General features: G+C 65.7%; 10 protein-coding genes, 1 tRNA gene and 3 pseudogenes. 8 read left to right on the forward strand and 6 right to left on the reverse strand.

The features are described from left to right. Window positions 1-123 precede the first annotated feature (123 nt). From QO034_RS20870 to QO034_RS20880, 3 genes are all read left to right on the forward strand, one after another. A complete protein-coding gene (locus QO034_RS20870) occupies window positions 124-435 on the forward strand; it encodes an ETC complex I subunit (RefSeq protein ID WP_284487463.1) in 312 nt (103 codons plus the stop codon). Continuing rightward, window positions 432-893: a GNAT family N-acetyltransferase gene (locus tag QO034_RS20875; RefSeq protein ID WP_284487464.1), complete on the forward strand. Its 462-nt coding sequence runs from the start codon at window positions 432-434 to the stop codon at window positions 891-893. Before QO034_RS20870 ends, QO034_RS20875 begins: the two co-directional genes overlap by 4 nt. A 392-nt stretch (window positions 894-1,285) precedes the next feature. Beyond that, window positions 1,286-1,531, forward strand: coding sequence for a hypothetical protein (locus QO034_RS20880; protein WP_284487465.1), 246 nt, complete (start codon window positions 1,286-1,288; stop codon window positions 1,529-1,531). Between the two features lie 216 nt (window positions 1,532-1,747). Here the strand turns inward: QO034_RS20880 and QO034_RS20885 are convergent, their stop codons facing one another. Continuing rightward, on the reverse strand, window positions 1,748-2,194 hold the full coding sequence (locus QO034_RS20885) for a toll/interleukin-1 receptor domain-containing protein (protein ID WP_284487466.1): 447 nt from the start codon (window positions 2,192-2,194) through the stop codon (window positions 1,748-1,750). Window positions 2,195-2,826: 632 nt separating this feature from the next. Here QO034_RS20885 and QO034_RS20890 point away from each other — a divergent pair. The 3 genes and pseudogenes from QO034_RS20890 to QO034_RS20900 form a co-directional block, all read left to right on the forward strand. Then, window positions 2,827-3,129: pseudogene (locus QO034_RS20890) on the forward strand (transposase); the annotation flags it as partial. Between the two features lie 435 nt (window positions 3,130-3,564). After that, window positions 3,565-3,641, forward strand: a tRNA-Arg gene (locus tag QO034_RS20895). Between the two features lie 69 nt (window positions 3,642-3,710). Then, the gene (locus QO034_RS20900) at window positions 3,711-4,766 is read left to right on the forward strand and encodes a hypothetical protein (RefSeq protein WP_284487467.1); all 1,056 of its coding nucleotides are present in this window, start codon (window positions 3,711-3,713) and stop codon (window positions 4,764-4,766) included. Here the strand turns inward: QO034_RS20900 and QO034_RS20905 are convergent. The 5 genes from QO034_RS20905 to QO034_RS20920 form a co-directional block, all read right to left on the reverse strand. Continuing rightward, window positions 4,743-5,723 carry a DNA cytosine methyltransferase gene (locus QO034_RS20905; RefSeq protein ID WP_284487468.1) on the reverse strand — a complete coding sequence of 327 codons (981 nt, stop codon included), beginning with the start codon at window positions 5,721-5,723 and terminating at the stop codon, window positions 4,743-4,745. The two genes, QO034_RS20900 and QO034_RS20905, sit on opposite strands and share 24 nt — an antisense overlap. Before the next feature lie 77 nt (window positions 5,724-5,800). After that, entirely contained in the window at window positions 5,801-6,574 is a 774-nt protein-coding gene (locus QO034_RS20910; RefSeq protein WP_407696795.1) for a glycosyltransferase family 2 protein, read from the reverse strand. Beyond that, window positions 6,501-7,655, reverse strand: coding sequence for a hypothetical protein (locus tag QO034_RS23410; RefSeq protein ID WP_407696796.1), 1,155 nt, complete (start codon window positions 7,653-7,655; stop codon window positions 6,501-6,503). The genes QO034_RS20910 and QO034_RS23410 overlap by 74 nt, the downstream gene beginning before the upstream one ends. Window positions 7,656-7,789: 134 nt before the next feature. Further along, on the reverse strand, window positions 7,790-7,960 hold the full coding sequence (locus QO034_RS20915) for a helix-turn-helix transcriptional regulator (protein ID WP_284487470.1): 171 nt from the start codon (window positions 7,958-7,960) through the stop codon (window positions 7,790-7,792). Between the two features lie 334 nt (window positions 7,961-8,294). Continuing rightward, a complete protein-coding gene (locus QO034_RS20920; RefSeq protein WP_284487471.1) occupies window positions 8,295-9,509 on the reverse strand; it encodes a tyrosine-type recombinase/integrase in 1,215 nt (404 codons plus the stop codon). Between the two features lie 372 nt (window positions 9,510-9,881). Between QO034_RS20920 and QO034_RS20925 the strand changes: the two are divergent. Beyond that, window positions 9,882-10,094 (forward strand): annotated as a pseudogene (locus tag QO034_RS20925) (transposase); the annotation flags it as partial. Window positions 10,095-10,101: 7 nt separating this feature from the next. Continuing rightward, window positions 10,102-10,213 (forward strand): annotated as a pseudogene (locus tag QO034_RS20930) (IS5/IS1182 family transposase); the annotation flags it as partial.

The raw sequence follows: 10,213 nt of genomic DNA on the forward strand, positions 1-10,213 counted from the left end.
CCGGTTCCGGATCGTTCGGCCGGGCCTCGTTCCGGCGGGACGGGCGCGCGGGCGCGGCAAAACGGACCTTGCCCAGGCTGGTCAAATCCCGGATAAACGACGCGTCGATCACAGGAGCCTTTCATGCGTGCCCGTATCTATCAGCCTGCCCGCACCGCGATGTCGTCGGGCACTGCAAAAACCAGAACCTGGATTCTGGACTACGCGCCGAGCAGCGCGCGGGAAGTGGACCCGCTGATGGGCTGGACCTCCTCCGATGACATGCAGAGCCAGGTGCGCCTGCGGTTCGCCACCAAGGAGGCGGCGCTGGAATACGCACAGGCCCACGGCATCGAGGCCGACGTTTTCGAACCGAAGAAGCGCAAGCCCAACGTGCGCCCCGGCGGCTACGGTGACAATTTCGCCACCAACCGACGCGGAGTCTGGACCCATTGACAAGCTCCTGTATCGAGGCCGTGTCGCCTGACGCGCCCGACGTGCGCGCGTTGCTGGACCGGCACCTGGCGCTGATGCAGGCGCAGACGCCACCGGAAAGCTGTCACGCCCTGCCGTCGGAGGCGTTGAAATCGGACGATATCGTGCTGTTCGGACTGCGCGAAAACGGCACGTTGCAAGGTGTCGGTGCACTGAAACGGTATGTCGATTACGGTGAGATCAAATCGATGCACACCTTCGCCGAATTGCGCGGCCGGGGCGTTGCCCGCAAGGTGCTGGGCGCGTTGCTCGCAGAGGCCCGCGCGGCAGGTCTGCGGCGGGTGTTTCTGGAAACCGGCTCCGGCCCGGAACATGCCGCCGCCCGGGCGCTTTACGCCAGCGCGGGTTTCGTCACCTGCGGACCTTTCGGGGACTATTCCGACGACCCGCTGAGCCATTTCATGACTTTGACGCTCTGAACCTTTGCCTCGGGCGGAAAGCAGCGGCAAAGGCGGCTTCAGCCGTCCAATATCTCAACTGGATAGAGCGCCTGACTTCTTATCACTGCTGCCCAACTGCCGACGTTATGCGACATTCGGTGTCCACCTTTTATTTCAACGATTTACCTCGCAATTCCGGTTGTGTCATCTGCCGACAAGGCCCGACAACGATCGCGACCTAGCGGTCAAAACGCCATCAACATCGGAGCGCGTCGATGCCGCACACCAAAATCACCCAGGCCGTCGTGGACGGCCTGCCATTTCACGATTCGATAGACTGGTACCACGATACAGACCTTGCAGGGTTCAATCTGTCGGTCGAACGTTGAACCAAGACCCACTACGCTGCGGCGGAAAGCGAGGAGCGCCTCATGCGCGTCGAGATCGGCCGCGCCGATCCAAGCCGCGATGGCGACATGCGGAACGGCGTTGCGATCGCGCCTTGGCTCATCTTCGTCTGCGGCGTTCTGGGCCTCATCGTCGGCGATGGCGTTGAGGTGTTTCAGGCACCGACAGAAGGGTTCGTCCGAGGCTTGGACATGCCGACCGTCCTGCGGATCCCGGTCCCCGCAATCGACAGCTTGGGGGCTGATAATGCACCCCTAAACTTTGACTGACTTTTCGACAGTGCCGACAACTTGCTGCGCGTCGCGCGAGATCGGTGCCGAATGCCATTCTACTCCCAGCCACCTCGACTATCGGTCCGGCGGCACTCCGGGCAATACACGGCGTTGGTCGGTCGATTTTCACGGCGGGTTTCAACGCGTGCGTCTTCGTCAAGCACCTCGGTTTCGAAACGGTGGCCGCAGTTGTTGTAACGGAAACGGACGCGCTCAGTCATAGGCGATGCCTGCGTTGCCGAACATGTTCATCGTCTGGGTCAGGAAATGCTCGTAGTCATCTGCCGAGACATTGAAGCCACCGTTGGCCGAGTTGTCGCCGGCCTTGAGTTGGCGCAACATATCCATCACCTTCCAGTCACATTCCTTCACGACGATGGGCAGCACGCGGGCATTTCCGGCGGCATGGCGTTCAGGCACCCGCTTCATCTCGCGCTCGACACAGCAGTCGGATGCGATGAAATCAGGGCTTGCCGCGAGCAGGAATAGATCGGCTGCTTCCATTTTCCGTTCAATATCGGCGTCCAGTTCACTACCAGCCAGAATGTCGCGGTCGTAGAAAGTTTCTATATGCCCGTCCTGGATTAGGTTCTTGAGGTGGTCGTGCAGGCGCTCCAGTGCAGCGTTGTCGTGATGTGAATAGGAGATGAATGCTCGCATGAGGAGCCCGCTCGACCCTGTATGTTGCCCGTTTGTTCTGGCGTCTGGAGTGGCATCGAAGCGCAGCGACCGGTTGGCCCGTGCAGGGCGTGTCAAAGACCGCGGCTCTGGACGATTGCCCCTACGTAGGTAGGGCTACAACCGAATTATCCGATGAGCGTCAAGCAAAGCCGCGTCGTCGTCCTCGCGAGTCCGTGTCCCGTGTTTTCGGCACTGTTCGCACGTAAAGGTAGATTCGTCTGCAAGCCACGCTTGGGCGCGCTCGGGATACCTCGAAGGGAATGACGGTACTGAGCGCCGCTCCATAGCAAGCCTGATTTTATCGCCAGCTACGCCAAATTCGGCACCAGCAATCACAGAGGCCCCCGAATGACTTTCCCCAGCCGCAGCTAAATGCAGACGCCGCCTAAAGCTTTCCGCCCGGAACCTGAATCGCAGGGATTCCCATGTGGCTGATTTTGTGGATCCTCGTTTTCGGGAGGATGGATCATGTCGGCACCTTTACCTGAGGCGCTTCGGGTGCAGCGACAGCGCGAAGATTGGCTCAGGTATTGTATCCCAGCCGTGGCTGAAGCCCCTGAACGTGTTGTCTTCATCCCCTCCCGGCGGATTGCCGCGCAACGGACGAAACATCGGTGAAAACCAACTTGACCCGCCAGCGGGGATGGTCGCCGCGTGGGGACCGGCTGGCGATGGACGCACCATTCGGGTCCTGGGATACGCAGACCTTCATTGCAGGCCTCACCACCGATGCCATGATCGCGCCCTGGGTCATCAAGGGGGCCATGGATGGTCCCGCCTTCGCGGCCTATGTCGAGAAGGTGCTGGTGCCGCAACTCGCACCCGAAACCGCGGTCATTCTCGACAATTTGGCCACGCACAAGAATGCGCAAGCCGCCAAAGCCATGCGTGATGCCGGGTATGCGCCAGGTTAATCCCGAAATGCTTTAAGATCGGGGAGATTACCGTCTAGCATTGCCGTTTGGCACGCCTACCACCGCGGCGACCTTGGTGTGCCTTCTCCGAACCCACAGCGAGCGGAAGCACGGGCAAAGGGAGAGCGTTATTATCTGGCGGAAGATCGGCCTTGTCGTCGATGCGGGAGCAACAAGCGAATTCCGGGTGAAGGTGTCTGCTACGATTGCGAGCAAGCCAGACGCGAAGCCGCGAGAAAATGAGCCGAAGGCGGATTGTGCCAACTTCGCCAATCGTTTAAACGTCGTGGCGCGCCGCAGGCCCCTTAGCTCAACTGGATAGAGCAGTCGACTTCTAATCGGCGGGTCTGGGGCCGAAAAGAGGAGAAGAAACAGGCGGGTAGGTTTTTCGGCGCGCGTTGCGAACCGTTTTCCGAACCGTTATCACGGCGTCACGGCCCCGTAGCTCAACTGGATAGAGCAAGCGCCTTCTAAGCGCTAGGTTCCGGGTTCAAGTCCTGGCGGGGTCGCCAACTCCTCCCTCGCATCTCCCTGAGAATCATGCACTATAGCTCCCGGCTGTGTTGTCGGAGGGCGTTGCGTTGGGCACGGGAACGGATGCAAGGGACAGGGTAATTGCCCTGCTGGACGGGTTCCTCACGGACCCTCAGTCCGGCGAGCAGGCGATTGCCGACGCCCGGGCCGCCCTCCCGGAACAGGCGGTGGCCGACCTTGATGCCGCCCTCGCCCACAGATACCTCAGCTACCGCGACGGGATAATGATCCAGCTCGCCTATGGCCTTGAGGTGCCCGAGGCGGACCTGACCCAGAGGCAGGAAGGCGCGCGCGGCTTCGCGGCGGACCTCGGCACGTTCCTCGCCCAGCGGCACATCTCCGGGGTCAAGGACGCCTACCAGAACATAGGCAAGAACAACGTGTCGCTCATGCGTGGGAACGTTCCACGCTTTGACGCCTTCCTGCACTGGGCGACGGGTGCCACCCAAGCGGAGCGCGAGGCTGCTCTGCGGCTAGCCTGTGCGGCGGTCGCAGCCACGGCCCGGCCCGTCCTCCCGATGCCCGAGCTGAACCGGAGTGCGCTGACCTTCGCCCGGACTGTCGGGCTCCTGTCTGGGCTGCTCGACACCCCTTCCGGTGGGGCATTCGAGCAGTTTGCGGTTGCGGCGCTACTCCACACGCTGGTCGAAAACCACGGCGAGGGGCGCGTCCGGGTTGAGACCAAGAATTTGAACGCCTCAGACCGCAGCGCCTTTGTCGCGGGTGACGTGCAGGTGGCCTCGGGCAGCCGCGTCCTTGAGGCATTTGAAGTCACCGCCAACGACTGGCGCACTAAGCTCGCGGGCGCGTCCAAGACCATCCGCGACAACGACCTGTCCCGGCTCCACATCGTCGCAGCCCGGCCCGAGGGGGAGCGCGCTGCCGTGGGCGTGGCGCTGCGGGAACTGGCGGAGGACGTGTCGGTGCTAGACGCCCGGCAGGTTGTGGAGGTCCTTGCGGCTGTCCTGACCCGCCCTCAGAGGGCCGATGCGCTGACGCGGCTGTATGAATACCTTGACCGCTACCAGCCCGACACCGGGCGGGTGAACCACCTCGTTGAGCGCCTGCGCGAGGAGGACCTAGTGGAGCGCGCGGGCGACTGAGGCCCCCACGACCTCGGCCAGCCGGGGCGGGACTGCGTTGCCGATCTGTGAATACTGCGAGCTGCGCGAGCCCTCGAACACCATCTCAGCAGGGAATGACTGGAGCAACGCGGACTCAAGGACCGTGAGCCGCCGTCCGCCCTCAAGTGTCCCCTGCCTCGGCCTGCCGCCGTCCCAGAGGTGCTTGTGGTAGGGCGGAACCGCGTCCAGCTCGTCAATGAAGTGTGTCTTGTTGCCCCCGGCGGAGGCAAGGATGGTGGGCGCTGGCTGGTCTAGGTTGATTGCCCGCCCGCCGCCATTGAAGAGCTGCCCGGCGTAGGGGCTCGGGCGCAGGTCCGGCTTCTTGGCGTAGACAACCTTGGATGGGTTCGGGGTGCCCCGGACCTCGCCCCGCCGGATCACGGAACCGGCTGTGGCGTAGCGCCCCGGGCGGTGAGTGGGTGCCGGGAAGTCCACGGCCCCCTTGAGGAAGCCAATCACCATCACCCGGAGCCGCTTCTGCGGCACCCCGTAGTCAGCGGCGTTCACGATCCGGGGAGGGAGGACAGTGTAGCGCTCGTCAATGGTCGCAAGGACGCTGTCGAAGTATTCCCGGTTGCGTGGCGCGAGGAGGCCCGCGACGTTCTCCATCAGGAACGCCCGGGGCATCGCCTCGTTCACGGCGCGCACGAACTCCGGGAGCATGTCGCGCACATCGTCTGCCGCAAGGCGCTTGCCACCATTCGAGAACGGCTGGCAGGGGGGGCCGCCTGCGATCAGGTCAACGCCGCGCCACTGCCGGAAGTCCACCTCAGTCACTGACTGCTCCAAGACCTCAACGCCGGGAAAGTTGCGGCGGTAGGTTGCGCAGGCGTCACGGTTCAGGTCTAGGCCCAGCACAGGGCGGAACCCAGCGCGCTCAAGCCCAAGGCTCAGCCCACCGGCCCCCGAAAACAGGTCTATGCTGGTCAGCTCCAAGTGATCCTCCCGTGAACATTCCGCGAACATATAGCGCAGGGGTTAAACCCCCGTCAACGTGACCCTAGCGCCACAGGTCAGCCGATGCGACCTGTTTCTTGCGGTGATTCTGCCCTGTCACACAAGGTGTTGCGCCCGCGCCTCGCCCTCCCGTGATCGGTCTTTCGCCAGTGGTGGGGTACCCGGGCAAGGTCCCAGAGGGCGAGGAGGAGCCCTGCCCAGAGGGCGAGCCAGTAGGCGGGCAGCAGGAGGACCAGCCACAGCGGGAGGCCAGCCCGGAGGGCGGCGGCGGTGTGGAGGGCGAGCGCGGTGGCGTATCCCGCCAGCAGGAGGGCCGCGAGGCTCCCGGACAGGTCCCCGCCCAGCAGGACAGCAAGGCCCAGCGGGTGCGCCGCGATGCACAGCAGGGACGCGGGGAGCTGCGCCAGCAGGGCGGCGGTAGCGGCTGGCCCGAGGTCGCGGGCGGCGCGGCGCGGCTCCCGGGCGTGGACGATGGTGGTCACGGCGAAGCCCTTGAGCCACCGGGCGCGCTGGCGCAGCCAAGCGAGTGCAGTGACGGGGGCCTCCTCCCATGTCGTGCTGTCGATGGTGGAGGAGCGCCAGCCCAGCCGGGCGAGCCGCACCCCCAAGTCCGCGTCCTCGGTGACGTTGTGGGCATCCCAGCCCCCGGCGGCGCGCAGGGCGTCCGCCCGGAACCAGTTGCTTGTCCCGCCCAAGAGGAAGGGCAGCCCGAGGCGGGCGAGCGCGGGCAGCACCAGCCCGAACAGCGCCGCATACTCAAGTGCCCAGAGGCGGGCCACGAGGGGCGAGCCCGGCCCGGCGTGGTCGCACCCGAGGCGGGCCTGCACCACGGCAAGGCGGGGGGCGGAGGCGAGGGCAGCGGCGGCAAGCCGCGCCTGTTGCGGCTCGGGCCGGTCCGCCGTGCAGGACCGGCCCGGGCCTTGGCTGCGCCTCAAGAGCTCGGGCGATCTGGCGGTCAGCATACCTGTCCGCGCCCTTCTGTTCGCGGACGTGCGCGCTGATTGCAAGGTCCGGGTCAAGGATCACCGCCTTCATCACCGCCTCGGGCAGGTCCGCCCGGACCATCTCGCACAGGACATGGAACACGAGGTCTGACCTGTCCGCCCACCGGCCCGGCTCGTCAGGGTCCTCACCGTTGACGATCAGCGCCTTCACCCGGTCGGGCAGGTCGAGCGCCTCCACGTCAACGTCCGCCGCAGCCGCGAAGCTGCGGTCAGGCGAGGCAGGAGCCGCGCCGCTGGCCGCCCCCTTGGGCGCGGGGAAGTCGTCAAGGTCATAGCGCCGGTCCCAGTGTGCCTCCACGACGCGGGCGAGCCGGGGCACCCGGCCATCCCTGCGCTTCTTCTCGCTGGGCCAGTTGACCGTCCCGACAAGGCGCATCACTCGGTCCACGTTCTGGACGCTGTCCCCCTCCACGGCGGCCTTGATTCCGATGGCGCGGGCCTCCACATCCGCCACCACCTCAGCGCTGTCCAGCGGGACGCGCTCCCGGAACAGGAAGAAGCCCTGCATCCCGCCGCCGCTGTCCACCACGACGCTGGGGCGGGGAAACGGGAGTGGCTTGCCGTCCTTTGCCCAGTCAACAAAGAGCTTGGCGATGCGCGCCCGCTCAGGGTCCAGCGGCTCGCGCACCCGGGGGTCCACGTCACAGAACAGCGCCACGGCCTCCGCCATGTCCGCCTTCTTGGGCTTCTTGCGCACGGGGCCGCGCGTCACGTTGGGCGTGAAGTAGAGGTTCCAGCGCCCGCCGCTGTAGTCGTGGATCCAGCGCCGCACCGCGTCTGCGGTCGTCAATGTGTGGGTCGGGGTCGGGGCGTCCGGGGCACCGTCCACCTCAATCGCGGTCAGGACCCAAGGCCCGCCGGGACGCCACGCCTCAAGGAACGCAACCGCCGCCGCCGTGTCAGGCAACAAGTCTTTCTGGTCGGCTCCGGTGGCCGGGCCGGGTATACTCGTGCCATCAGGGTGATGATGACGGCTCCTGTCCTCTCCTCCGCCCCCGGCTTCCGTCCCGGAGCTGGGGGCGTCTTTCTTCCTGTCCCCCCTCATTCGCCTGCCTCCATCCACGCGCGCACGTCATCGGCGCGGTATCGGACGCTGTGGCCCACCTTCAGGAAGGGCGGTCCCTGGCGCTTGGCGCGGTATGCCTCAAGCGACTTGGTTGAGAAGCCCGTCATCTGGGCCACCTGGTCGGCGGTCAGGTATTCAGGGGTCATGGGGAGCCGCCCACGGGGCAGCTCGCGCAGGAGGCGCTCAGCGAGGGCCTCCGCAATGGCGTCAATGGTCTGTTGGTCCACGTCTCGTCACCAGTCCAGACCGCCCTGCTGCGCAGGCGGTCGGTTAGGTGACAGGGCATCGGTGCCGAAGCACCCACCGGGTTGCCCCGCGCCCCCCGCATGGGGCGCTCCCCGCGCGCGGCACGTCCCGGTGGGCCGACGCGGTTCCCAACGCCGGGGTTCACCGGCGTCCCCTGTTTCAGGGTAGTCTCGTGGTCCCTACCTTACCCTTGGCGGCCCGCCTTGGGAAACCCTAATTCCCCCTGCGCAGCCCTCAATCCGTTGTTGTGTCGGGCTCAAGCAGGGCGAGGATCGCAGCCGTCACCCGCTCCTGTTCGGCCAGAAGGGTGTCGAACAGGGCGCGCTCGTGGATGTAGACGCCATCTATCCCCGGCACGGTGTGGTCGAGAAGCAGGCGCGCGTTCACCCGGTCGATGCCCGTGCGCTGGGCAACGGTGCGGTAGGTGTGGCGGAGGATGTGGCCCGTCTCGGATGGCAGCGCCTTCTCCTTCCAGACCTGCGTTGCGATCACCTCGCCCGTCCGGCTGGACCGGGTGGGGAACAGCCACGACGCGCCCGGGAACAGCAGGTCCCCCGCCGCCATCACGCGGCCCAGCAACTCCACCATGTGCCCAGACAGGGGCAGGTCGAAGGACCGGCCCGACTTCATCCGGGGGATGGAAACGGCGCGGTCGTCAAGCCGGACCCACTCGCGGCGCAGCGCAACGAGGGTCCCGGGGCGCAGGCCCGAGAGCAGCCCGAGCAGGTGCATGTCGCGCCGGAGCGGGTTGGGCAGCGCCTGCACCCGCGCCCACCAGTCCGCGAGGTCGTCGGGCATTATGACGCGGTTGCTGGCCCGCTCCTTGTTGAACGTGACCGCCGCGATGGGGTTGCCCGGCAGGGCGTCCGGGTCATCGACCACCTTGAGCGCAAAGTTGTAGGCGGCGCGGAAGTCGCGCATGGCCTTGTTCGCGGTCGTGGCCCCGTGCCGCTCGGTTATCCGGCGGTGCTCCTCACGGGCAGCGCTCCGCCGCACCTCGGTTATGGGCGTGTCGGCCCAGTCAGGCAGGTAGCGGGCCAGCCGGTCCATCATGTCGTCAACGGACCTGTCCACGCAGCCCCGGGCGCGCATGTCCGCGCCATACTCCTCGAACATCCGGCGCACCGTCCACGTGCCCGCGTCATCGGCGGCGTCGGGCGGCGGGGCGTTGGGGTCGATGCCGCGCTTGATCTGGTCCAGCACCGCGAGCGCCCGGCTGCGGGCCTCGTCAAGGGTCATCTCCTCGGTGCCCCCGAGGGTGTGGCGGACTGTCTTGACCAGCACCTTGCGCCCGCGCGGCCCCTGCCACAGGTCCCGCTGGACCTTGTAGGACTTGGAGCCCTTGTTCACGGCGACGAGGAGCCCCGTCACCTTCGCGTCCCGCACCACGGCGGGCTTCCCCTCGTATGCGAGCGACCTCACCCGCGCCTCCGTCAGCCTCTCTGGCATCTCCGCACCTCCTGCGAACCGTCTCACTGCCGCTGTCCGAACCGTCTCCGAACCGGGAGGGGATCGGGCAGGAGCGGGCAGCTTAGGGGGACGTTACCTCCAAATGACTGAAAAAGCTATTGTTTAGAGGTGGCAATAGTGCTAGGCAGGGAGGAGGCGAGCCGATTTCTAATCGACAGGTTGAGGGTTCGAGTCCTTCAGGGGTCGCGTGCGGTCGGCCGATTGGTGAATCCAGGCGCGTTTCCGAGCAGTTCTCCCGGAGCATTAACATGCCCAAGACGCGGTAAGAGGTGGCTCGGGAAAACTGAACAGCCGGGATAGGTGGATTTTCCGCGCAACGGCGGCATGATGCTGCGAGCGAGGAGAAGACCAATGGCAAGACGACCACGCCGGAACCACAGCCCGGCATTCAAGGCAAAAGTGGCGGTGGCCGCGATCAAGGGCGAGAAGACGCTGATCGAGCGGTCGCAGGATTTTGACGTTCATCCGAACCAGATCAAGCAGTGGCGCGATCAGCTCATTGAGGGCGCAACCGGGGTGTTCGGGGAGGCGCCGAAGACCGATCCAGAACCGAAGATCGACGTGAACCGGACGCCGCCGGCGAACGCTGAAACCGAACATCCCCTACGGCCCGCTGAACGTGCCAATCGGCAGCACCGGCATCAAGGCGGAGGGTGAGGCGGAACGGAAGGCGCGCAAGCATG

The organism is Sedimentitalea xiamensis, assembly GCF_030164465.1.
In the GTDB taxonomy this organism is placed as follows: domain Bacteria; phylum Pseudomonadota; class Alphaproteobacteria; order Rhodobacterales; family Rhodobacteraceae; genus Sedimentitalea; species Sedimentitalea xiamensis.

Excerpts from the sequence above, each read along its gene's own strand:
- QO034_RS20870 (WP_284487463.1), top strand. The coding sequence starts at position 124 with ATGCGTGCCCGTATCTATCAGCCTGCCCGCACCGCGATGTCGTCGGGC.
- QO034_RS20880 (WP_284487465.1), top strand. The coding sequence starts at position 1,286 with ATGCGCGTCGAGATCGGCCGCGCCGATCCAAGCCGCGATGGCGACATG.
- QO034_RS20885 (WP_284487466.1), bottom strand. The coding sequence starts at position 2,194 with ATGCGAGCATTCATCTCCTATTCACATCACGACAACGCTGCACTGGAG.
- QO034_RS20915 (WP_284487470.1), bottom strand. The coding sequence starts at position 7,960 with ATGACCCCTGAATACCTGACCGCCGACCAGGTGGCCCAGATGACGGGC.
- QO034_RS20920 (WP_284487471.1), bottom strand. The coding sequence starts at position 9,509 with ATGCCAGAGAGGCTGACGGAGGCGCGGGTGAGGTCGCTCGCATACGAG.